Source organism: Natronorubrum sp. A-ect3 (assembly GCF_041821125.1).
Classification (GTDB): domain Archaea; phylum Halobacteriota; class Halobacteria; order Halobacteriales; family Natrialbaceae; genus Natronorubrum; species Natronorubrum bangense.
The window spans coordinates 927,842-951,290 of record NZ_JBGUBB010000002.1 but is presented as its reverse complement, the minus strand read 5'-3'; the positions used below and the strand labels follow the sequence as shown (position 1 = coordinate 951,290).

21 protein-coding genes are annotated in these 23,449 nt (G+C 62.9%); 14 read left to right on the top strand and 7 right to left on the bottom strand.

All coding sequences use genetic code 11. The features are described 5' to 3' along the window. Window positions 1–29 precede the first annotated feature (29 nt). Together ACERJA_RS11415 and ACERJA_RS11410 are read left to right on the top strand one after the other, a co-directional pair. Entirely contained in the window at window positions 30–1,373 is a 1,344-nt protein-coding gene (locus ACERJA_RS11415) for an aminotransferase class III-fold pyridoxal phosphate-dependent enzyme (RefSeq protein ID WP_373608305.1), read from the top strand. A 56-nt stretch (window positions 1,374–1,429) separates the two neighbouring features. Then, a complete protein-coding gene (locus ACERJA_RS11410; protein WP_373608303.1) occupies window positions 1,430–1,801 on the top strand; it encodes a hypothetical protein in 372 nt (123 codons plus the stop codon). Here ACERJA_RS11410 and ACERJA_RS11405 read toward each other — a convergent pair. Together ACERJA_RS11405 and purD are read right to left on the bottom strand one after the other, a co-directional pair. Beyond that, entirely contained in the window at window positions 1,789–2,706 is a 918-nt protein-coding gene (locus tag ACERJA_RS11405; protein WP_373608302.1) for a lysostaphin resistance A-like protein, read from the bottom strand. The genes ACERJA_RS11410 and ACERJA_RS11405 overlap by 13 nt on opposite strands. An 86-nt stretch (window positions 2,707–2,792) precedes the next feature. Next, on the bottom strand, window positions 2,793–4,085 hold the full coding sequence (gene purD / locus ACERJA_RS11400) for a phosphoribosylamine--glycine ligase (RefSeq protein WP_373608301.1): 1,293 nt from the start codon (window positions 4,083–4,085) through the stop codon (window positions 2,793–2,795). Between the two features lie 140 nt (window positions 4,086–4,225). On the opposite strand from purD, the gene ACERJA_RS11395 reads away from it, so the two are divergent. The 10 genes from ACERJA_RS11395 to ACERJA_RS11350 all read left to right on the top strand — a co-directional run bounded on the left by ACERJA_RS11395 (window position 4,226) and on the right by ACERJA_RS11350 (window position 16,063). Further along, window positions 4,226–5,050, top strand: coding sequence for a hypothetical protein (locus ACERJA_RS11395; protein WP_373608299.1), 825 nt, complete (start codon window positions 4,226–4,228; stop codon window positions 5,048–5,050). Window positions 5,051–5,281: 231 nt separating this feature from the next. Next, window positions 5,282–6,745, top strand: a complete 1,464-nt coding sequence (locus ACERJA_RS11390; RefSeq protein WP_373608298.1) for a DUF6498-containing protein — start codon at window positions 5,282–5,284, stop codon at window positions 6,743–6,745. Window positions 6,746–6,859: 114 nt separating this feature from the next. Continuing rightward, window positions 6,860–7,201, top strand: coding sequence for a helix-turn-helix domain-containing protein (locus ACERJA_RS11385; RefSeq protein WP_373608297.1), 342 nt, complete (start codon window positions 6,860–6,862; stop codon window positions 7,199–7,201). 2 nt (window positions 7,202–7,203) lie between these two features. Continuing rightward, window positions 7,204–7,500 carry a hypothetical protein gene (locus tag ACERJA_RS11380; protein WP_373608296.1) on the top strand — a complete coding sequence of 99 codons (297 nt, stop codon included), beginning with the start codon at window positions 7,204–7,206 and terminating at the stop codon, window positions 7,498–7,500. Window positions 7,501–7,638: 138 nt separating this feature from the next. Beyond that, entirely contained in the window at window positions 7,639–8,673 is a 1,035-nt protein-coding gene (locus ACERJA_RS11375; protein WP_373608294.1) for a type II CAAX prenyl endopeptidase Rce1 family protein, read from the top strand. A gap of 51 nt (window positions 8,674–8,724) precedes the next feature. Next, window positions 8,725–9,027, top strand: a complete 303-nt coding sequence (locus ACERJA_RS11370; protein ID WP_373608293.1) for a hypothetical protein — start codon at window positions 8,725–8,727, stop codon at window positions 9,025–9,027. Window positions 9,028–9,213: 186 nt separating this feature from the next. Beyond that, the gene (thyA, locus tag ACERJA_RS11365; protein ID WP_373608292.1) at window positions 9,214–10,230 is read left to right on the top strand and encodes a thymidylate synthase; all 1,017 of its coding nucleotides are present in this window, start codon (window positions 9,214–9,216) and stop codon (window positions 10,228–10,230) included. Further along, the gene (locus tag ACERJA_RS11360; RefSeq protein ID WP_373608290.1) at window positions 10,227–10,757 is read left to right on the top strand and encodes a dihydrofolate reductase; all 531 of its coding nucleotides are present in this window, start codon (window positions 10,227–10,229) and stop codon (window positions 10,755–10,757) included. The genes thyA and ACERJA_RS11360 overlap by 4 nt, the downstream gene beginning before the upstream one ends. Before the next feature lie 267 nt (window positions 10,758–11,024). Further along, on the top strand, window positions 11,025–13,760 hold the full coding sequence (gene acnA, locus ACERJA_RS11355) for an aconitate hydratase AcnA (protein WP_373608289.1): 2,736 nt from the start codon (window positions 11,025–11,027) through the stop codon (window positions 13,758–13,760). Window positions 13,761–13,879: 119 nt separating this feature from the next. Beyond that, on the top strand, window positions 13,880–16,063 hold the full coding sequence (locus ACERJA_RS11350) for a thioredoxin domain-containing protein (protein WP_373608288.1): 2,184 nt from the start codon (window positions 13,880–13,882) through the stop codon (window positions 16,061–16,063). A 50-nt stretch (window positions 16,064–16,113) separates the two neighbouring features. Here the strand turns inward: ACERJA_RS11350 and ACERJA_RS11345 are convergent, their stop codons facing one another. Continuing rightward, on the bottom strand, window positions 16,114–16,485 hold the full coding sequence (locus ACERJA_RS11345; RefSeq protein ID WP_006065575.1) for a thioredoxin family protein: 372 nt from the start codon (window positions 16,483–16,485) through the stop codon (window positions 16,114–16,116). A gap of 127 nt (window positions 16,486–16,612) precedes the next feature. After that, the gene (locus ACERJA_RS11340; RefSeq protein ID WP_373608287.1) at window positions 16,613–18,265 is read right to left on the bottom strand and encodes a protoglobin domain-containing protein; all 1,653 of its coding nucleotides are present in this window, start codon (window positions 18,263–18,265) and stop codon (window positions 16,613–16,615) included. A gap of 227 nt (window positions 18,266–18,492) precedes the next feature. On the opposite strand from ACERJA_RS11340, the gene ACERJA_RS11335 reads away from it, so the two are divergent. Both ACERJA_RS11335 and ACERJA_RS11330 read left to right on the top strand, forming a co-directional pair. Continuing rightward, entirely contained in the window at window positions 18,493–19,467 is a 975-nt protein-coding gene (locus ACERJA_RS11335; protein ID WP_373608286.1) for a PLP-dependent cysteine synthase family protein, read from the top strand. 109 nt (window positions 19,468–19,576) lie between these two features. Continuing rightward, window positions 19,577–20,224 (top strand): hypothetical protein, encoded by a 648-nt coding sequence (locus ACERJA_RS11330; RefSeq protein WP_373608284.1) that lies wholly within the window; start codon window positions 19,577–19,579, stop codon window positions 20,222–20,224. 27 nt (window positions 20,225–20,251) lie between these two features. Here the strand turns inward: ACERJA_RS11330 and ACERJA_RS11325 are convergent, their stop codons facing one another. From ACERJA_RS11325 to ACERJA_RS11315, 3 genes are all read right to left on the bottom strand, one after another. Then, window positions 20,252–20,788 carry a DUF5804 family protein gene (locus tag ACERJA_RS11325; protein WP_373608283.1) on the bottom strand — a complete coding sequence of 179 codons (537 nt, stop codon included), beginning with the start codon at window positions 20,786–20,788 and terminating at the stop codon, window positions 20,252–20,254. A gap of 45 nt (window positions 20,789–20,833) precedes the next feature. Beyond that, window positions 20,834–22,012 (bottom strand): tRNA sulfurtransferase, encoded by a 1,179-nt coding sequence (locus ACERJA_RS11320; RefSeq protein WP_373608282.1) that lies wholly within the window; start codon window positions 22,010–22,012, stop codon window positions 20,834–20,836. Window positions 22,013–22,090: 78 nt separating this feature from the next. Beyond that, window positions 22,091–23,320, bottom strand: a complete 1,230-nt coding sequence (locus tag ACERJA_RS11315) for an MFS transporter (protein ID WP_373608281.1) — start codon at window positions 23,318–23,320, stop codon at window positions 22,091–22,093. Between the last annotated feature and the right edge of the window lie 129 nt (window positions 23,321–23,449).

The following is a 23,449-nucleotide window of genomic DNA, read 5'->3' as shown; positions in this document are numbered from 1 at the left end:
ATCAGCCACGCTACCATAGTGCATACTGTATGGACCGCGACACGGTGGAACCCCAGGTCGAGACGATTCCCGACGAGCGAGCCAGACGGTGGGTCGACTACCACCATCAGTTTGCCGCCCCAAGTACGTACGTCTACGAGTTCGTCTGGGATACTGGCGCAGACGCGGTCGGTCCGTTCTGTACCGACGTTGACGGCAACATCTTGCTGGATTTTACGAGTCACGTCGCTGCCGCCCCGCTTGGCTACAACAACCCGATTCTTCGTGAGAAACTCCGCGAGTTCGATCTCGTTGATCCGCTGAAGATCGCTGGCCAGGACTTCTACGTCAGCGGGAGCGGGCCGCCCGAAGATCCCGAATTCCCCGGCCCAACGCAGTTGATGGACCGACTGGTTGCGATGACTGACCACTACGGGATGGACCGCGTCTTCCTCTCGAACTCAGGGGCCGAAGCCATCGAAAACGCCATCAAGATCTGTTATGCCGCAGGCGGCCACCGCGCGTTTACGTTCGAGGGTGCCTTCCACGGCCGCACGCTCGGCGCGCTTTCGCTCAATCGGTCGAAAGCCGCCCACCGACGCGGCTTTCCCGAAGTGCCTGGCGTGATCAGTCTCCCCTACCCAGCGACGCAAGACGAGTACGAACGTCGCTGGCTCACCGACGGCCCCGGCGGCAACGTCGTCGCTGACAAGCTCCACCCAGACCGCGGCGTGATCGACCCTGACGAGATCGCTTTCCTGATCCTCGAGCCGATCCAGGGCGAGGGTGGCTACCGAGTCGCCCACCCTGAGTTCGCCCGCGACCTCGAGACACTGCGTGAACGGTACGATCTCAGAATCATCGCCGACGAGATCCAGTCGGGAATCGGCCGTACGGGCGAGCTATGGGCGATCGACCACCTCGATCTCACACCCGATGTCATCACCAGTGCGAAGGGGCTACGTGTCGGTGCGACGATCGGCCGCTCGGATCTGTTCCCCGAAGAAACGGGGCGGCTCTCCTCGACGTGGGGCGCTGGCGACCTGATCGCCGCGATGCAGGGCGTGCTCACGATCGATATCATCCACGAACAGGGCCTTCTCGAGAACGTTCGGCTTCGCGGCCGGCACCTCCGTGACCGCCTCGAGGAACGTGACCTCGAGCCCATCGTCGACGTCCGCGGTCGTGGACTGATGCTCGCCGTCGAGTTCGACACCAAAGCACGCCGCGATGCCGTCCTCGAGGCAGCGTTCTCGCGGGGCCTGTTGACGCTTGGCTGTGGATACAAAACGCTGCGACTGTTGCCGCCGCTCGACGTCACCGAGCGAGAGATCAGCCTCGGCGTGGAACTGCTCATCGAATCGATCGAGGCCGTTACGCCGTCGGATTTCTGACTGTCGTCGTACGAAAGCCCCACCCTCTTTTCCCGGCCGAGCCAAACCAAGAGACGATGATTGGGGCACTTTCGATCGGCAAGAAAGCAGTGACGTTTGGTTACAAACGCTACGGCGTTCCGGGCGCGATTGCATCAGGTGGAGTCGCACTGGTAGGGTACGTCGCTGTCCGGCGAGCGCTTCGGTCGGCGACGAACGCCGACGAAGACACGCTCGAGTCAGCCATCGATGCCGAGTCGCTCACGAACGCGGTCGAACAAGAGGGGTTGGAGGCGATGACAGACGTGCAGACACTCGACGATGTGATCGACGAGGGACAGCTACGCTCGGCCGTCGACGAAACCGATGTCTCGTCGTCGGTAGGCGAGGTAACGGACGAGTTCACGGGCGAGACAGACGACTCGAGCGCCTCGGATCACTCGGAGTGAGCACGAGAACGACCGGTCGACGCGTCCCTCTCGCCGTCCGTCTCGACGGGACGCGGTTGTCCCCAGCCACGAAGCGATGCTGGGCTCCACCCAACCACCAGCACGATTGCCACGAGGAGCGTCCCGAGATGGGCGTACGGATACAGCTCCGGACTGAAGCCGAGCGTCTCGCCGGTGAGATTGCCGGCGAAGTGAAGTCCGATCACGGCGAGGACGCTCCGCTCCGTGTTGTTGTAGACCCACGTGCCGATGATCGCGGTGAGGACGATACTCGGGAGCCACCACCACAGCTCGGGATCGAAGGTCGTCCCCTCGTAGTAGCCAGCCATGTAGACGAGCGGCACATGCCACGCCGCCCACACGCTCCCGAGAATCAGACTCGCCCCGAGCGCGCTCCAGCGCGCCTGTAGCTGATCGAACCAGTAGCCACGAAGGCCGATCTCCTCGATCGTCGGGAACACGAGCGCAACGGCAACGAGCAGGACGACCGCTGTCGGATCGAGCAGTCGACTAACTGTGATGACCTCGAGCGGCGGCGACGAGACCCCCATCACGAGCGCGACGCCGGCGACGGCCAAGTTGAACGCCGGATAGAAGCAGGCGATTACCAGCCACCAGCGGGACGCGATGCGGTCGCGGTCGATCAGCCGCCGCCAGAGCGCAGCGAGGCCTGCACGGCCGTCCTCGAGCCACAGCAGGCCAAGTCCAGCGAGCAGCGGACTCAGCCCACCGACGAGAAACAGGCCAGCGTTCGGGAGCGACCAGACTGACTCGCCAGAGGCGACGATCGGGAGCCAGCACAGGTACGCCCAGCCCAGATACAGCGTCGGAAAGGCCCACGGCTGCGAGCGCTCGATGGTCCGTTGCACTCGTGTTCGGGCCGTCGGACTTTCCGTGGCGACCATGCTACACCGCTGTCTCGTCGAGTCGATGAAAACGTGCGCTCGGTCTCACACACTGGGAACAGGTTCCAAAAACGCAGTTGCAGCCGTTACTCGCCGCGAAGTTCGTTCATGTGGTCGATCCGGCGCTGAACGAGGTCGGCTTTGCCGATGTCGTGGCGCATGTGTAGGCCTTCGTCGCCGGCGACGGCGAGTGCGTCCTCGGCGATCTCTTCGGCTTCGCTGATCGAGTCAGCGACACCGACGACGGCGAACGAACGGGAGGTCGTCGTATAAATGCCGTCGTCGCGCTCGTCGACGCTGGCGTAGTACAGCAGGGCGTCGCCCGCGCTCTCTTCATCAACCTGGACTTTCGCCCCGGCTTCGGGGTCCGTCGGGTAGCCCTCTGGCACGGCGTACTTACAGACCGTCGCCTGGGAGGCAAACTCGAGTTCCGGCGGGGCCTCGCCGTCACGCGCAGCCGTGAGCACGTCGAGGAACTCCGTCTCGAGGACGGGCAGCGTGTTCATCGCTTCGGGGTCGCCAAAGCGGGCGTTGAACTCGATGACCTTCGGCCCCTCGCTCGTGAGCATGAACTGACCGTAGAGGATGCCACGGTAGTCCTCGAGGGCGTCGACGGTGGCCTCGATGACCTCGACGGCTTCCTCGTACTCGTCGTCGGTCATAAAGGGCAGGGACGGGGTCGCGTCGGAGTAGCTGCCCATCCCGCCCGTGTTCGGTCCCTCGTCGCCCTCGTAAGCACGCTTGTGATCCTGCACTGCGGGAGCCGTCTCGAACGCGCCGTTGGCGACGAAGGCCTGAATCGTCACTTCCTCGCCGATCAGGCGTTCCTCTAAGACGATCCGATCGTAATCGGAGTCGCGGATGTATGCTTTCCCTTCCTCGGGCGTGACCTGATCACCGATGACCTTGACGCCCTTGCCGCCCGTGAGGCCGGCGGGCTTGATCGCGAGGTCGCCGTCGTACTCGTCGATGAACTCGCAGGCGGCGTCCATATCGTCGAACGTTTCGAAATCCGGACAGCCGGGGATGTTGTTTTCGGCCATAAAGCGGCGCTGGAACGCCTTGTCCGTCTCGATGCGGGCGTCGTCGGCTTTCGGCCCGAACGCGTAGATGCCCGCGTCCTCGAGTGCGTCTGCGACGCCAGCGTCGAGCGGTGCCTCGGGGCCGACGACGGCAATCGTCGCCTCGACGGCTTCGGCGTAGTCGACGACCGCGTCCGGGTCGGTCGTCTCGAGCGTTTCGAACCCGGCCGCGATCCGGGCGATACCCGGGTTTTTGTTGCCGGCACAGGCATAGAGGTCGGCCTCACTGTCCTCGAGTGCGCGAGCGATGGCGTGTTCGCGGCCACCGCCGCCGATCAGGAGTACGGTCTCTCGCATGGTCGATAGCGGAACGCACGAACCTGTAAGCGTTGCTCTTTCCTCGAGGGAAAGTATGCACGGCCGTGTGTACTCCGACGATCGCTCTTCTGAGCGTGTTACCGGAACGTACACGTCTTTCGACTGTCAACTTTCGGAATATGCAACGCCGCTCGTTTCTCCAGACCCTTGCGACCGGCGGAATCCTGCTTTCTGCCGGCTGTGCTGAATCGGTTCCGTTTTCGACGACACGGCTAGATTCGAACGAAGTGTTCGACGGCTACCGGTACGAGAACCGTGACCTCGTCGTCGAGTTCCACGACGATGTCGATGTGAATCGAGCGATGCTTGCCGACTCGAGCAGCGACGAGGAGTACGAAACCGTCGACCACCCAGGTGATTCCGTCCGGTTCCCGGTCGTCTTTCCCGACCGCCTCGAGTCGCGCGTCTCGCATTCGCTTCGCGTGAACGCCGAAACAGACCGAGGATCAGCACGACTGGGTGTCGGACAGCCGGTTCACGCGTACGTCCACACTGTCGAGGCGCTTCCGGACGGCCGCGCGCGCCTCGAGATCGAGAGTCAGACATCGGCTCCGGTGCTCGTCGGATTCGTCGGTATCTACGGCGACGTTCCGAACCCGACGCTCGATCCCCAGAGCGACTCGTTCGATCACTCGTCCGTGCTCGGCCCGGGCGTCGTCGGCGCCGCGGCGAATCGACCGCTGTCCGAATGGAGATCCGATCTGGTCATTCCGCCGGAGGAAACGAGGATGTTCGAGACGACGTACGCCCCGTTCGCATTTCCCGACGGGATCGACGCCGCAGACTGCAACGGCGACGAACGCACCGGTACCGTCGCGGTCGTTCACGGCTCCGGTGGCAGTGCCGCGTACACTTTCACGTACCGACTCGAGGGCGAGCCGGCGTCGCTCGAAGATGGGCTCGAGGCTGCGGCCTGTCCTGACATGACATCGGCTTCGGAGTAGCCAGTCGCTACACCTTGCCGAACCACTCTCGCTCGAACCGCTTGCGGAACTCGAGTACGAACGCGTGCCGATCACCGGCCAGTCGACAGCCGGTCTCGGCATATTCTCGCGCAGGGAAACCAGATTCCCCTCGACGTGCTCGAGAGTCGAGCCATTGAAATCGTCGTCTGAGGCCGATAGACAGTTCAGAAAAGTTATCAAATCCGGCAACGATGTCGACGGCTACAGGCGATGAGTGCACCATCCACCCTCGAGTCCACCCATCCCCGGGCGGGGTTCGTCCCGATCCTGCTTGCGAACCTGCTTCCGCTCGTGGGCGTCCTCGCGTTCGGGTGGGACGCGGCGACGCTGGCGATGGTCTACGCGCTCGAGGTGTTCCTGTCGTTCCCACTGGCGGCGGCGAAGGCACTGTTCGCCCAGCAGCCGTCGAAAGTCGAAACCGACGAGAACGACCACAAGGACCCGACCGTCGCGGACGAACTGAAGGAGCGACGCGGCAGCGCGCAACTGGTTCCGTGGCTTCCGCCGATCTATCCGCGGAACGTCCCGTTCGTTAGCACCGTCTTCACCGGGTTCGCGTGGGTCGCAGTCGCCGTCGGGAGCATCCTCTCGACAGCGATTCCCGTCGCGGACGTCCTTACGCGACCCGAGGTTTTGGTGAGCATCCTCGCGCTGGTGGCCGCTAGCGCGGCTGACGGCTGGTTCGACTATATTCGTGGCGGCCGCTACGAGGCGGTCTCCGCCTACGAGGTCGCCGAGACACACGTCGGACAGACGCTTTTCGTCGTGTTCGTCCTCATGCTGGTCACGATACCGGAGGACGTCAGCGGAGTGGCGCTGCTCGTCGGCTTCGTCGCCGCCAAGGTACTCGTCGAGTGGGCTTCCTTTCGCGCCGCCCACAGGGACGGCGGCCCGAACCGCATTCTCGGCTGGCTCGCCGGTCCCGACGATCCGACGGAGCCAACGGAGCCGCCGATCGTCCCCGACGGCGAGCCCACCGCTCGGTTTTCGACCGACAACACCGCCGTGCGCTACACTGCCGTCCAGCACACGCTGTTCAGGAGCCTCTTTTTCGCCCCCTGGATCGTCATTTCGTGGGTCGTCCTGCTCGCAGTTTTTACCGGCGACGGCACGCCCTTATCCGTCGTGGTCGCGACTGCTGTCGCATTCGGCTCTTTGCTCCTGTTGCAACCCGCAGTGGAGTTTCTGAAGTTCGTCCTCAGATACGGCCCGCTCGAGTATCGGCGGTACGAGGACGACGACCGGGACGAGGACCGACTCGTCGCGTACGATACGTGGGTCGACGAACCGCAGTGGTCGGTCCCGCTCCACGAGGTTCGGGACGTCACGGTCGTCCGCGATAATCTTCCGGATCACCTGCTTGACACCCGAACGTTCGCCGCGACGGTCGGTTGGGGCGACGACGAGTTCGAACGCGATATCGGGCCTGTCTCGGACGGCGAGGCGTTCGCAACGACGTTCGATTTGCTCGTTCGATCGACAGAATTGGAACCGATCGATCGACGGCTGGCTGGGGCTGCGGTCGCCCTCGCCGGGTGTGCCGTCCTCGGGTTCGTGCTAGCGGTCGCGGCCACGCCGTCGGTTGGGACGGTCATTCAGGGCGTGTACATCCTTCCGTTCGCGCTGGTTCCGGCGTGGGGACTCTGGCGACTGGCGTATCCGAGTGCGGAGTAATCCTGGTTCCAAGTGCTGGGTTCCGATGCGAGCCGAATTCGTTACTGACGTTCGCGACTTCAAATCCTGAAGCTGCGGGTTTTACCTTACGAACACGCAAACGATGTGTCAACTATGGGCGAGGACTGCGATGTCGAAACGATCGGAGGCGTTCTAGAAGATTCCGTCGCCCGTTCTATCCTCGTTCACGCCCGCACGGAATCGCTGTCGGCGAACGCCCTCGCCGACCGGTGTGACGTCTCGGCGGTGACGATCTACCGGCGCCTCGAGACGCTTCGCGAGCACGACCTCGTCGTGGCATCGACGGTGCCAGAGCGCGACGGAAACCACTACAAGGTGTACCGGACGAACGTGCGTCGCCTGACCGTCGATCTCACCGACGACGGATTCGAGCTGAGTATCGAACGCACGGACACGGCCGCCGACCGATTCACCAGACTAATAGAGGAGATGTGAGCATGATCCCACCTATCGACCCGTCCATCGAAGCGATCGTACAGGGAAGCCTCTTTATCATCTTGACCATTCTCGGTCTCGCCATCATTTACCTCGCGTTTCAGGGCTATCGACGGAATCAGAGCCGACCGATGTTGTTCCTCGCGCTCGGATTCGCCGCGATCATCGTCCCCGAACTCGCGATGACGGTCGTCACGCGACTCGTCGAGATTTCGCAGTTCTGGATCGTGACCACCTACCAGGTCACGAACGTCTTCGCGTTTTGCTGTATCCTCTATGCAATCACGATGGAACCGTGATTGCACTCGAGTCAGTAGCGGCCGCGTTGGCTGACTTCGCCGACAAGACTGACGGAGACGGAGCGGATTCGTAAGCGTGAATTCACCTTCTGAAGCCGCGATGGACGGTCTTTGACAGTGGGGATGGTATTCGTTCCCATGGCTGAATCGACTGTCGACAGGGAATCGAATCGATCCGCCAGCGACACGCTTCTGTACGGCTTGAGCGATACCCGCCTGCGCACGACGTGGCGAGTACTCGCCCCGCTCATCGTCGCTATCGCGCTCTACGTTGCCGGTCACGTGTTGCTCGAGACCGTCGTCACATCGGTTCTCGAGGGCTGGATGGAGGCGGGCGAAACCTCGGCAGTCGTCGCGACAGCGGGCTTTTTTGTTGGGTTGTCGATCACGATCGCGCTCTCGGCGGTTGCGGGATTGCTCGTCGCTTCGCGGCTCGACCGCCGACCCGTCTCGAGTTACGGCTTCGCCCGCTCCCGCGGGTGGATCGCCGACTTCGCCGCGGGCATTCTCATTGGCGTCGCCGCCAGTGCAGGAGCGGTCGGGTATCAGGCTGCTCGAGGTGATCTAACGCTCAGCGTATCGGTGACGGGTGTCGGCGTCGACTCAGCGGCGCTTGGTGGGCTCGTCCTCGTAGTGGTGCTGGGATTTCTCCTTGTCAACAACGTGTTCGAAGAAGTAGTTTTTCGCGCGATCCTCATCCCGAACGCGGCTGCGGGACTGTACGCTCGCTTCGGCTCGCGATCGATTGGCGCGACGGCGACGGTCGTCGTCGCAGTCGCGGTCAGCCTCCCCGTGTTCGGTGCGCTCCACGTTCTCGGCGGCGGTCTCGCGGCCATCGTTACGAGCGCGATCGGCGGGATTCTGTTCGCAACGGCCTACGTCCTCACCGGTCGACTGGGGTTGCCGATCGGTGTCCACTTCGGCGGCATCGCCGCCCTCAGCCTCGAGCAGCAACCGCTCGCCGCTGCTCCCGAACTAACGCTGCCGTCGGTCGTCGTCGCCGAGTGGGTCGGAACCCCGTCGCTCCTCGTGACCGTCGAGCTGTGGACCGTCAGGTTGCTCCTCGGCGTTGTGCTGGTCTGTGGCTGGGTGTACGCGACGTATGGCGATCTCTCGATCACCGAGCGAGTGCTCCCCGTCGACGCCGATTTCGACGCTGATTCGGACGGGTGAGCACTCGAGATGTCAGAAGAGTATTGATCGTGGAGCGATCAGTTGATGCCGATGCTCGAGTGGTTCGGCGGGGTTTCGAACGTCGTCAATCTCACCATCCCGCTGTTCGGTCTGGCTCTCCTCGTGACCCTTCGAGAGATTACCGAGACGAACCGTAGCTGGCAGTACATCGCTGCCGCGTTTTGCTGCTGGGCGGGGGTTCGGCTCGTCATCGCTCTCCGGGACGGAACGCTCGTCGCCGTTCCTCGCCTCGTCGGAGCCAGTCTCGCCGTCCTATTGTTGGTCGGATTTTTTGTGCTGTTCTTCCGCGGTCTGTTCGACGTATGGCGGCTGCGAGACACAGCCACAACCTGACCCGAACGCGGCCGAGCGAACGAATTACGCGGCGGGGTTCGTCGATCCCTGCCGTACTCGTCGTCGGGAGGCGCAAGGGTCAAAGACGGTCTGGACAGCGTGATGAAAGTGCGACCGGTCGATACGAAGGCAGATTGAAACGTTAAGACTGGTGGGTTTTAGTTGCGGAATACGAATGCAGCGACAATGCAACAGTACCTCGAGTTAGTCGACACGGTCCTGTCCGATGGTACCTACAAGCCAAATCGGACCGGCGTCGACACGATTTCGTCGTTCAGCGAGCACTACGAGGTCGATCTCCAGGAGGGGTACCCCCTGCTGACGACCAAACAGATGGACGGCTACCGCTGGAACTCAATGCTGCACGAGGTGTGCTGGTATCTCTCCGGCGAGGAACACGTCACAAACCTCCGCGAAGAGACCAAGATCTGGGACGCGTGGGCCGACGAAGAGGGGCGACTCGACACCGCCTACGGCCGGTTCTGGCGGCGGTATCCGATTCCCGACGGCGACGCACAACTCGAGGGCGAAACGTGGCCTGACGAGGCCCACCGCTGGGTTACCGAAGAGGCAGACGGGCGGAAGACGTTCGACCAGCTCCAGTACGTCGTCGACACCCTCTCGGACAGTCCGAACTCGCGTCGACTCGTTGTCAACGCCTGGCATCCTGCCAACGCGGCCGTCTCGACGCTGCCGCCGTGTCACTACTCGTTCGTCTTCAACGTTCAGGGCGACCGGCTGAACTGCCATCTCACCCAGCGCTCCGGTGATACCGCACTGGGGATTCCGTTCAATATCGCGGCCTACGCGCTCCTGACGAAGGTCGTCGCCCAGCAGACGGGCTTCGAACCCGGAACCTTTGCCCACACGGTCGTCGACGCCCACATCTACTGCGGCCGCGGCGCGCGCGGGGAGTGGTACGCCGACAACCTCGAGGCGCTGCAGTCTCGTCTGGCCGACGTCGACGAGCGTGCAGACTATCTCGCCGTCCGCGAGTGGCTCGAGACCAACGCGCCAGCCGAAGCCGAGGGTGACGAGCGACTCGATCACGTCCCCGGTCTGCTCGAGCAACTGTCTCGAGAGCCACTCGCGCGCCCAACGCTCGAGATCGGTGACGCATCTATCGACGACCTGGCCTACGAGGACGTCGAGTTGCGGGACTACGACTGCCACGACGGACTCACGTTTTCGGTGGCCGAATGAGCGGGGACGACCTCGAGACCGACCGCGAACTCGTCGGTATCGTCGCCGTCGCGGACAACGACGTCATCGGGAAAGACGGCGACATGCCCTGGCATATCCCTGCAGATCTGCAGTACTTCAAGGAGACGACGATGAACCACCCGGTCATCATGGGCCGGGTCACCTACGAGGGGATTCTCGAGGCGCTTGGCGAACCGCTGCCGGGGCGGACGACGATCGTCCTGACGAGTCGAGACCTCGAGACGCCCGAGAACGCTATCGTCGCGAACAGCCTCGAGGGCGCACTCGAGGCGGCCGACCGGGCGGCCCGCGAGCGCCACGACGACACTGACCGCGTGTTCATCGCCGGCGGCGCGACCGTCTACGAACAGTTCTTGCCCGCCCTCGACCGACTGATCGTCACCGAGGTTCACGAAGAACCCGACGGCGACACCGTGTTTCCTGACTGGGACCGGGAGTCGTTTCGGGTGGTTTCGCGTGACGAACGCGATGGGTTCGCGTTCGTGGAGTACGCCCGCCACGAGTGACCGAACTGGGGACTGTGACGGGCAGCGGGCTGTGTTTCAGGTGCCGGACACAGCGAGTGGGCGACAGCGCTCTCTCCGATTCGGCTCCAACTGCTGGCTGAAAATCACCGTCCGACAATCACGAAAGTGGTGTGGTATCAGGACACGCATTTTGGCGACCTGAGTGCCGATTCGTGCCACTCTAACATATGGGGATGGTGAATGGTATATAATGATTCTACAGCAGATTCTCGGGAGATTGAAAACCCCCCGGTTCGAAAGTCACCTATGGCAACCGATTCGTTCTCGGATGCGATCCGGGAATTCGAACACGATGGCGAGACGTACAAGATGGCCGACCTGACGGTCCTCGAGGAGGAGGGCCTCTGTGACCTCGAGAAACTGCCGGTGAGCATCCGGATTCTGCTCGAGTCGGTGCTTCGAAACGCCGACGGCGACCAGATCGACGCCGACTCGATCCGCGCAGCGGCGTCGTGGGAACCTGATGTGCCGGACGCCGAGGTTCCGTTTACGGTGTCGCGTGTCGTCTTGCAGGACCTGACGGGTGTGCCCGCAGTCGTCGACCTCGCAGCACTTCGCTCGGCCGCCGACCGCAAGGGCGTCGACCCGACGGTCGTCGAGCCTGAAGTCCCCTGTGACCTCGTGATCGACCACAGTGTGCAGGTCGACCACTTCGGCACCTCCGACGCCTACGAGAAAAACGTCGAGATCGAGTACGAGCGCAACGAAGAGCGCTATCGCGCGATCAAGTGGGCCCAGCAGGCGTTCGACGAGTTCAACGTGGTGCCCCCAGGAACCGGGATTGTCCACCAGGTCAACCTCGAGCACCTCGGCCGCGTCGTCCACGAGCGCGAAGTCGACGGCGAGCAGTGGCTCGTCCCCGACACGCTCGTTGGCACGGACAGCCACACCCCAATGATCGGCGGCATCGGTGTCGTCGGCTGGGGTGTCGGTGGCATCGAAGCCGAGGCCGCACTGCTCGGCCAGCCGATCAACATGAGCCTGCCGGAAGTCGTCGGTGTCCGCCTGTCGGGTGAACTCCCAGAGGGCGCAACCGCGACTGACCTCGTGCTCCACATCACCGAAAAGCTCCGCCAGGTCGGCGTCGTCGACAAGTTCGTCGAGTTCTTCGGCCCCGGCGTTGCCGAGCTGTCGGTCGCAGACCGTGCGACCATCTCGAACATGGCCCCCGAACAGGGCTCGACGATCAGTATGTTCCCCGTCGACGAGAAGACCCTCGAGTACCTCGAACTCACGGGCCGCGACGAGGATCACATCGATCTCGTTCGCGAGTACCTCGAGGCACAGGGCCTCTTCGGCAAGCAGGACCCAGAGTTCACCGAGGTCGTCGACTTCGACCTCAGCGAAGTCGAACCAAGCCTTGCCGGCCACAAGAAGCCCCACGCCCGTATCCCAATGGGCGATCTGGACGAACACTTCCCAACGCTGCTCGAGGAAGAGGGTGTCCTCCCATCGGGCGCTGCTGAAAGCGACGGCGGCCTCGTCGCCGAGCAGACCCCATCGCTCGACGAGAAGGTCCCCGTCGAACTCGAGGACGGCACCGAGATCGAGATCGGCCACGGCGACATCCTCGTCAGCGCGATCACGTCCTGTACGAACACCTCGAACCCGTCCGTGATGGTCGCGGCCGGTCTGCTCGCGCGCAACGCCGCCGAGCAGGGTCTCGAAGTGCCCGAGTACGTCAAGACCAGCCTCGCACCCGGCAGCCGCGTCGTCACGGAGTATCTCGAGCGTGCGGAACTCCTCGATGACCTCGAAGAACTCGGCTACCACGTCGTCGGCTACGGCTGTACGACCTGTATCGGGAACGCCGGCCCACTGCCGGAGCCAGTCGAGGCAGCCATCGACGAGCACGACCTCTGGACGACGAGCGTCCTCTCGGGCAACCGGAACTTCGAAGCCCGTATCCACCCGAAAATCAAGGCCAACTACCTCGCCAGCCCGCCGCTGGTCGTCGCCTACGGCCTCGCAGGTCGCATGGACATCGACCTCGAAGAGGAGCCAATCGGCACGAACGACGAGGGCGAGCCAGTCTTCCTCGAGGACATCTGGCCGGACACCGAGGAAGTCCGACAGACGATCCACGAGAGTGTCTCCCCTGATATGTTCGAGGAGAAATACTCGAGCATCTACGACGGCGACGAGCGCTGGGAATCGCTCGACGCCCCAACCGGCGAGGTCTACGACTGGGACCCAGAGTCGACGTACATCCGCGAGCCGCCGTTCTTCCAGGACTTCCCGCTCGAGGAACCCGGCGTCGACAACGTCGAGGGCGCACGCGCGCTGTTGACCCTCGGTGACACCGTCACGACCGACCACATCAGCCCCGCTGGACCGTTCAGCGAGGACCTGCCTGCCGGGCAGTGGCTCAAAGAGCGTGGCGTCGAACCGTACGAGTTCAACACGTACGGCTCCCGTCGTGGAAACCACGAAGTCATGATGCGTGGCACCTTCGCGAACGTCCGCATCAAAAACGAGCTGCTTGACGGCAAGGAAGGTGGCTACACGGTCCACCACCCAACCGGCGAGGAGACCACCGTCTTCGAAGCCTCCGAGCGCTACCGCGAGGAGGAGACGCCGCTGATCGTCATGGCCGGCGAAGAGCTCGGAACCGGCTCGAGCCGTGACTGGGCCGCGAAAGGAACCGACCTGCTCGGTATCCGCGCGACCATCGGCAAGAGCTACGAGCGCATCTACCGTGACAACCTCATCGGCATGGGCGTCCTGCCCCTGCAGTTCGAAGCCGGCGAGGGCTGGGAAGAACTCGGCCTCGAGGGCGACGAGCACTACTCCATCGAGGGTCTCGAGGACGGCCTCGAGCCAAACGCCGTGTTGACGGTCACCGCCGAGGACGACGACGGCGAGACCACCGAGTTCGACGTGACCGCACAGGTCGACACGCCGATGGCTGTCGAGTACGTCGAGAACGGTGGCGTGCTCCACCTCGTGCTCCGCAAACTGCTCCAGGAAGAGACGCAGTAACGAACCATCGGTTTCGGCGGCCGACACTGTCGCCGCCGACTCGACTGGTTTCGTGTCCGGAACGGCCGTTCCTATTAATATACGCCGGACTTTTATTATTGCCAACCGTAGCCGAGGGTATGGACCAGCCAACCGAGCGAAACCGCCTCGACGAGGAGGAGAGCCCGTATCTGCGCCAGCACGCGGACAACCCCGTCAACTGGCAGCCGTGGGACGAACAGGCCCTCGAGACGGCACGAGAACACGATGTGCCGATTTTCCTCTCGATCGGCTACTCGGCGTGTCACTGGTGTCACGTCATGGAAGATGAGAGTTTCGCCGACGATGAGGTCGCCGACATGCTCAACGAGAACTTCGTCCCGATCAAAGTCGACCGCGAGGAGCGTCCCGACGTCGACAGCATCTACATGACCGTCTGCCAGCTCGTCACCAGCCGGGGCGGCTGGCCGCTCTCGGCGTGGCTCACGCCCGAGGGCAAACCGTTCCACATCGGGACTTACTTTCCCAAGGAATCGAAACGCGGCCAGCCCGGCTTCCTTGATATCCTCGAGCGTCTCGCCGAGACGTGGGAGACGGATCGCGACGAGGTCGAAAACCGCGCCCAGCAGTGGACCGACGCAGCGACGGACCAACTCGAGGAGACGCCAGACACTGTTGCGGCCGCCGAGCCCCCCTCGAGCGACGCCCTCGAGGCGGCAGCCGACACGGCCGTGCGCAGCGCCGACCGCCAGTACGGTGGCTTCGGCTCCGGCGGGCCGAAGTTCCCACAGCCCTCCAGACTCCGAGTGCTCGCCCGCGCGTTCGACCGAATGGGTCGGGCGGAGTATCTCGAGGTGCTCGAGGAATCTCTCGACGCGATGATCGATGGCGGCCTCTACGACCACGTCGGCGGCGGTTTTCACAGGTACTGCGTCGACCGGGACTGGACGGTCCCCCACTTCGAGAAGATGCTGTACGACAACGCCGAGATCCCCCGCGCCCTGCTTGCAGGCTACCAGCTCACGGGCGATGAACGCTACGCCGAGACCGTCGCCGAGACCCTCGAGTTCGTCGAGCGGGAACTGACCCACGACGAGGGCGGCTTCTTCAGCACGCTCGACGCCCAGAGCGAGGATCCGGAGACAGGCGAGCGAGAGGAAGGTGCCTTTTTCGTCTGGACGCCCGAGGAGGTCAGCGAGGTGCTCGAAGACGAAACTGACGCCGACCTCTTCTGTGCGCGCTACGACATCACCGAGTCTGGCAACTTCGAAGGGCAGAATCAGCCGAATCGCGTGCAATCGATCTCGAGTCTCGCCGAAGAGTTCGACCTCGAGGAATCGGATGTCGAAACGCGACTCGAGGCCGCTCGCGAACGGCTATTCGAGGCCCGCGAGCAGCGGCCGCGACCGAACCGCGACGAGAAGGTCCTCGCAAGCTGGAACGGCCTGATGATCGCGACCTACGCCGAGGCAGCGCTGGTGCTGGGCGAGGACGAATATGCCGAGACCGCTGTCGACGCCCTCGAGTTCGTCCGGGACCGACTCTGGGACGCCGACGAAAAGCGACTGTCGCGACGGTATAAGGATGAGGATGTCGCCGTCGATGGCTATCTCGAGGACTACGCGTTCCTCGCGCGCGCTGCGGTGGGCTGTTATGAGGCCACCGGCGAGGTCGACCACCTCGCCTTTGCACTCGAGTTAGCTCGCACTATCGAAGCGGAGTTCTGGGACGCCGAGGCCGGGACGCTGTACTTCACCCCCGAAAGCGGCGAGTCGCTGGTCACGCGGCCACAGGAATTGAACGATCAGTCGACGCCCTCGGCAGCCGGCGTCGCCGTCGAAACACTGCTCGCCCTTGACGGCTTTGCCGGCGACAGCGAGGCATTCGAGGCAATCGCGTCGACCGTCCTCGAGACCCACGCCAACCGCATCGAGGCGAACCCGCTCCAGCACGCCTCGCTCTGTCTGGCCGCTGATCGGCTCGAGTCGGGTGCCCTCGAGATAACCGTCGCCGCCGACGAACTGCCCGACACATGGCGCGACCGCTTCGCTGAGACGTACCATCCCGACCGGCTGTTCGCACGCCGGCCACCGACTGCGGACGGACTCGAGGCGTGGCTCGAGCAGTTAGGGCTCGCGGACGCGCCGGCGATCTGGGCCGGCCGTGAGGCGCGTGACGGCGAACCGACGCTATACGTCTGTCGTGGCCGGACGTGTTCGCCGCCGACCCGCGATGTCGAGGACGCCCTCGAGTGGCTGGGTGGGAACACGAGCGCAACCACGGCTGACGAGACGACAAGCGACGGACCTGAAAGTCCGTTCTAACGCCGACACATCGGCGTCGAAAAATCCGCGTCGAAACCGTTTCGGGCCGGTTACAGCGCGTCGTCGAGTTGCTCGGCGAGCCAGATGGCCGGCGGCAGGTCCTCCGACTCGACAAATCGGACGACTTCCTCGCTATCGTCGGTTTCGACGACGACCGTCGGAATGTACTCGATGTCGTACTCTTCGACACCGGGACCCTGCTTGTCCTGATCGAGGGCGATCTCCTCGATTCGGTCGTCGGGAACGCCGGCAGCTTGTAGTGCCGCGCCCAGATCGGGCAGCAGTTTCCGGCAGTCCTTACACCAGTCGCCACCCCAGACTTTGTACACCAGTTCGTCGTTGTGCGCTGTGAGCGTGTCGACAGCCGCTTCGTAGGACGCGGCGTCCCACGTCGGATTTGGTTGCATGGTCTCGAGACTCATACCCGCCGGTAGCGTGTCCGGCGGCTTAACCGTCCTGTTTCCACAGTGTTTGATGGGGTCTCGAGTCCGATAGTTACATCACTCCAATCTTATCGCAGCGCTTTCGTGCGATCTGGCGTGAATCGGTTCAGTTGTTACTGTATGCCGTCCGCTGGTCGTAGCGAGCCGTCTGCTGTTGGCTTTCTTCAGTGAGTTCCGTCAGGACGCTTTCGATCATCTCCACTTTCGAGAACTGCTCTTCGATCTCGCCGGTGACGGTCTCGACGTCGTTGTTGATCGACTGTGCTTCGTCGTCGATCGTCTCGATTCGGGTCGTCATCTCCTGTGTACTCGAGGCCTGGGCATCGATCAGCGACGAGAGTTCGTCGACGTCGAGCATGAACTCGCTCGTGCTCTCACGGACGTCGTCGAGGTCGTCGGTCAGTTCCGACAGTTCCTGCTGGCTGGTGTCGACCCGTTGTTGGTTCGTCTCGATCGAACTGAGCGTTTCTTCGGCCCGCTCGCGGAGCGTTTCGACCCGTTCGTCTATCTGTTTCGTTCGGCGTGTCATCTGCTCGGAGAGCTCTTGGAACTGGTCGGCGACGACGTTGAAGTTCCCAGTCTCCCCCGATCGCTTGGATTCGACGTTCGCGTTGACAGCGACCATCCGCGTCTTCTCTGCGGTGTCGGCGATCTCGTCGTTGAGCGTCTCGATCTCGGCGACGATCGATTTGAACGCGTCGACCTCCTCGCGAATGTCGGCTTCGGACTCGCGCAGTTCGACCACCGACTCCGTTGCCTGTTCGCAGTGGTCCTCGCTGCTTTCGACGGCGTCGAGCAGTTCGTCGTCACGGCCAGCGATCGTATCGGTTGTCGTCGACAGCTCCTCGATCGACGCGCTGATGTTTTGCATCTCCGTCGACGCCTGGCTCGTCTGTTGGGACTGTGCAGTGACCGACTCGCTGATGTCGTCGACGCTCGTCGCAACTGCTTCGCCCGCCAGTGAAATATCTTGCAGCGCGTGGGACACTCTACTCGTGACGTCTTGCTGGTGGTCTAACAGCCCCTCGACGTCGGCGTAGGAGTCAATGTACGTATCGATCGCGACCTGCATGTCCAGGTTGATAATCTTCAACAGTGAGTGCAGTTCGTCAATGCGCTCGTCGATCCGAACCGAGAGTTCGTCCTCGAGTTCCGAAATCGTGGTGTCAAACGCCTCGTCTTCGCCCTCATCGTCGCCGCCGCGGCCGAGCAGCGACGATAGTCGGCCGCCGCTGTCGTCCTCGTCGTCTCGAAGCTCTGATTGACGCTCGATCGCGTCACGGATCGCCGCGGAAATATCGTCCTGGATCTGTTCGGAGATGATCGGCAACAGGAGATTGTAGTAGATACCGTACTGGCCGATGTAATGTTTCACCGGCATCTCGAGCATGTCGTGGAGCTTCCCGATCCGCGCCCGGTTTTGGAAATACTCCTGATCGAACGTCCCCGTTGCAAGCGTCACCAGGTACATCTGTTGGGACCATTTGAGCTGTTCGATGCTCCGTGGTGAGCGCTCGAGGATCTCGAGTACCTGTGGATTCTCCTCGATTTTTCCATAAAACATATCCGCAACGTCGTCGCCGTGCCGGGTGAACGTCTCCTCGTAGCGGCGTAACCGCTCGACGTCCTCGTCTGAGAACTCAATGAACTGTTTTCGCCACTCAATCTCGTTCTCGGAGAGCCCGATTCGATCGACGAGTTCCGTCGCGTCGACCCCACTACTATACCCCACGGACCCGAACTGCTGAGAACTATTCATGCTGGTTACTATGATGTAGATGATAAATACGTGGTGGCCACTTAGAGAGGTATGAAATATCAAATTAGTTTTACTCTCACTGTGTATCTCTCCGGGGGGCGCTTCTGGTACTGTTCTCCAAGACATTATGATTGATAAGGTATCTTCAATAAATAACTGCTGGCAAGCTAACGGTATCGCACCCGGTACAGCAAACAGTATACGTCTCGACTGTTTAGCGATCCGTAATGAAGGGAAGCATTCTGGACACGATCGGCTCGCCGCTCGTCCGGGTCGATTCGCCGGAGGGCGTGACCGTCGCTGCGAAGGTCGAATCCTTCAACCCCGGCGGCTCGGCGAAAGACCGCCCAGCCCTCGAGATGATTCGGTCGGCCGAACGCGACGGCGTGATCGAACCCGGCGACTGGCTCGTCGAACCCACCAGCGGCAATACGGGGATCGGTCTCGCGCTGGTCTGTGCTGCTCGAGAGTACGACCTGACGATCGTCATGCCAGCGAGCAAGTCCAAAGAACGCCGCCAGATCATGGCCGCCTACGGAGCCGACCTCGAGTTGGTCGACGGCGACATGACAGCTGCCCGTGAGCGTGCCGACGAACTCGAGGCAGAGGGCGCAACCCAGCTCGGCCAGTTCGAGAACCCGGCCAACCCCGAGGCACATTACAAGACGACTGGTGAGGAGATCGTAGAGCAGGTCGGCGACCGCGAAATCGACGCTTTCGTCGCCGGTGTCGGCACCGGCGGGACGCTCTCGGGCACCGGCCGTCGGCTCCGTGAGGCGTTCCCCGAGATGGAGATTATCGCCGTCGAACCCGAGCGCAACGCCGTCCTCTCGACGGGCGAGGCCGGCGACGACGACTTCCAGGGGATGGGTCCCGGCTTCGTCAGCGACAACCTGGATCTCGATCTGATCGACCGCGTCGAGACGGCTCGCCTCGAGAATGCCGAAGACGAGTGTCGACGCCTCGCCCGCGAGGAAGGTGTCCTCGTCGGCCAGTCGAGTGGGGCGACGAGTCTCGTCTCACAGCGAATCGCCCGCGAACTCGCCGACCCTGACCAGACCTGTCCCGAACTCTCGAGCGCGTTCGACGAGCCGACGACGCCCGAGGCTGACGGCGGCGAGACGGCCGACGACTGTCCGCTCGTCGTGACGGTCTTCTGGGACAGCGGCGAGCGCTATCTCTCGACCGGGCTGTTCGACTGACGAAACAGCGCGCCCCACGTTAGTTGGAGCGTCTCTGAAACCCACGAAGCGGAAATCAGCCTTTCAGCTTACAAATCCCTTTTATCTGCCGTCGTGTTTCTCTCAAGTAATGACTGATCCCTCCAGACGAACGCTCCTGTGTGGCACTGCGGGCCTCCTTGTCGTCGCCGCTGGCTGTCTCGACGACGCCGACCTCGCCTCGTCGGACGACAATGGGACCGACACCGACGGCGACGATGAGACCGCTTCCGAAGACACAGCGAGCGATGAAGACGACACGTACGACACCGTCTCGTTCAGTCACGCCGACGTTCCGACGGAGCCGGATGCGACGCTTCTCAGTAGCTCGACCCGCGCTGAACGGTGGCTCGACGCTCGTGAGTTCGACGATGAGCAGCCGACCGAGTTCGTCGACGACACTGACTTCGAGGAGAGTGCCCTGCTCGCACTCGAGGCCGACGCGCCTCGTCTCGATTACGAACTGGCCCTCGAGACAGTTACAGTCGCACACGAGGACGACAGCGAGCCAGAGCTCGTCGTTGCGGCAGCAGTCCGCGAGATTTCGTCGGGGTCAGACGGGTTCGGTGGCACACAGCTGATCACCGTTGGCCAGCTCGTCCGGGCCACGTTCGACGGCGAACCAGTACCCAGCGCAGCGGTGACGATCGTCGACAGTGATGGTCAGGAACACAGCATAGCGATTGCTGCCGACACCGCGAGCGAGCGCGACGACGGCACTGCCCACGAGACAGCCTGACCTCGCATCCACTCGACTGTGTGGTTTTCAGGGCGAGTGTTCGGCTTCAGTAAGCCGAACGACGAGCGTCTCGTCGACGTCTCTGAGATCGTAGTCGGGGAGTTCGCCCGCAGTTCGGCGCACGTACAGCGGTTCGACGAGTCTCGAGGGCGGCTCGGTTTCGCTCGAGTCATCCCCGTCGGTCGCAGCTGATTCCGGGTCGTCTTCACTGTCGGTGTCGGTGTCGGCCACGCGCTCGAGGCCGTAGATCTTGCAGAACTCGGCCGTCTCGTCCGGCTCGACGGCCCCGTTCCGGAGTTGCTCGGCGAGTGACCGTGAGAGCCACTCGTCGTCACTGATGCTTGGTTCCTGGACGAGAGCCTCATCGACAAAGCGGGTGAGATACCAGTTTAAGTCGTTCAACAGTGAGACGGCAGCGCCGACGCTGACTGTTCTGAGAGCGATTGTGTTCTCGAATGGGCGCGTGAGATCGTACGTTGCAAGGGCCTCGCGGGACGTCTCCCGGGAGAGGAGTTCATACTGGAGATTGCAGTCGTCGTTCCCGATGAGACAGACGCGAGTCACGATTCTAGTCTGTGGTCGGTGCGTCTGTGTAATGTCGGTTACGGATCAGGGCTCGATCAGGGTCGCGTTCTTCGCTGCGTCTGCAGCGCGCTCGAGCAGGTCGTCAGGCTCGGCCGAAAGCAGCGGCTCGAGTCGGGCGTTGGTTTCGACGCGGTCGGGGGCGACGCGGTTGCAGCCGGCGTTGATCGTCGAGTCGGTGAACGTGCCGATCTCGCGGGCTTTGGCGACGATATCCTGTTTGTCCCAGGTGAGCAGCGGCCGGTGGACCGGCAGCCGGGTTGCCCTGCTGGTGACGCCGAGATTGCGGACGGTTTGACTCGATTTCTGGCCGACTGCCTCGCCGGTGACGATCCCGTTGGCGTTGACGCGCTCGGCGAGCGTTTCGGCGGCCCGGTAAAAAAAGCGCCGCAGCGAGAGCATGCGTCCCTGATTCATCTCCTCGACTAGCAGGTCGACCGTCTCGCCGCCAGGGATCTTGTAGACCTGTAGATCGTAGTTGGGCGCGTGCCGCGAGAGTTTTCGCACGGTCTCCATCGCGCGGGCCTCGTGGTCGATGCCGCCGTAATCGCCGAGATTGACGTAGGCTGGGATGACGGGACAGCCACGTCGCATCATCTCGTAGGCTGCGACGGGTGAGTCGATACCGCCGCTGATCAGCGCGATTACTGGCTCCTGTGCGCCAAGCGGGAGGCCGCCCGGCCCGGAGACGTGCTCGAGGTAGATGTATGCGACCTCTGATCTGACTTCGACGCCGAAGGTGAGGTCGGGGTCGTCGAGGTCGACCTCGGGCTCGAACTCGTCTTCGACGGCGTCCCAGATTGCGCTGCCAGCCTCTCGAGCGAGGTCCTCGCTGTCGTAGGGGAGCGTCTTGTCCGCTCGGCGTGCATCGACGGCGAACGTCCCGCCGTCGTACTGTTCCTGTGCGGTTTCGACGAGGGCCTCGATGATCCGCGCTTTTTCGGTGCTGACGACCAGTGCGGGGCTCGCGGAGACGACGCCGAACGCGTCCGCTGCGGCCGCAGTCGCGTCCTCAACGGCGGCTTCGGTCGTGTATATCAGCGGCCGGTTCCAGCCCTTTTCGACATCGCCGGGGATCGAGCGGTCCTCGAGGAGCGCTTCGATGTTCTCGACGAGCAACTCCCCCATGTACCGCTTGACCGCATTACTTTTCGTGTTGACGTCCCCGTGGCGGATGAGGACGGTATCGGCTCCCGGCGGGTGCATGAACTGGCATAGATGATCGGGGCTATAAGGGGATTACGAGGCGAGCGTCCGAGAACCGCGTGTGAACACCCACCACGGTTAGTTGATCGACTCACTGACCGTCGGACTCAGACGTCCTGTGTGGGCGTATATTCCGGCAACGAGGACGATTCCGGCGAGCATCGGCACGATGGCGCTGATCGCATAGATGGCCTCGAATCCGATGACGTCGATCAGCGGCAGCGAGACGAGCGGTCCGAGACCACCGCCGACATCGCCGAGGACGTTGTTCGTCCCCATCGCCCGACCGATGCGTTCTTCGGGCGTGAGATCTGCAAGCAGCGCCGTTAGCGGGCCACCGACGCCGCCCTGTCCGGCTCCGATCAGGAGACACGCCAACACCAGAACCTCGAACCTCGAGCCAAAGGCCAACATGGCAAAGCCGACACACGAGGTCACCAGAAAGACGAGCATGACGGGAACGCGCGCGCCGACAGCATCGCTTAACGCGCCGCCACCGAGGGTAAATACCGAACCCGAAAGCACCGTAATAGCCATCAACATTCCCGAGGAGCCCTGTGCATCGAGGCCGAAAACCGTGATCGAACGCTCGCCAAGTAAGAGCACGAGCGTCGAAAAGAGCACGCCGATGTATGCGAAGTAGAGCCCGAAGTTGACGAGTCCGATCGTCAGGGCCGGGACGCTCGTCTCGAGATCCCACGGCTTGACTGACTCCTGTTCGTCTTCGACGTGGGTTTCGGGGACGATCAGATAGGCGATGACACTCGCGAGGCCGGCGAACGCAGCCGCGAGGACGAACGCCTCGACGTTCCCCCAGAGGTCACTGACGACGCCACCGAGGACGAGTCCCGCGGGAAAGCCGAACGTGATGCCGGCGCGAACGATGCCCATACTGGTCCCCCTCGAGTCGGCTTCGCTGACATCGGCCGTGATCGTGTACGCGGTCGCGAAGACGAGTGCGCTGCCGATCCCCCAGAGAATCCGAGCGATCAGAAACCAGAACTCGGGCAGCGGCGAGATGATCGCGACGACGTACATGAACGTCGCGACGGCCTCGATCGCTAACCCGGCGATGAACGGTGTTCGGGTGCCGATGCGATCGATGAGGACGCCGGCTGGCGCGTTGGCGACGAGTCGGGTAAATCGGTTCGCGCTCAGGATGAGTCCGACCATGAACGCCGAGATACCGAGCACCTCGCCCAGATTCGGCAAGATCGGGAAGATGACGCCACCGCCGAAGCCGACAAAGAAGGTACTCGCGACGACGGCGAGGACGATCCGGTTCGAACTGGCTGATGGCAGGGACACTGGCAATCGCTCTCGAGCGCTGTTTCGGTTGAAACCCGTTAGGCGTCTCTGACAGGCGTGGAATAAAGGGCCTATCGAAAGCGGTGATCACTCGGTCACGACACGCCGCTCCCGCCTCGAAACCGTACT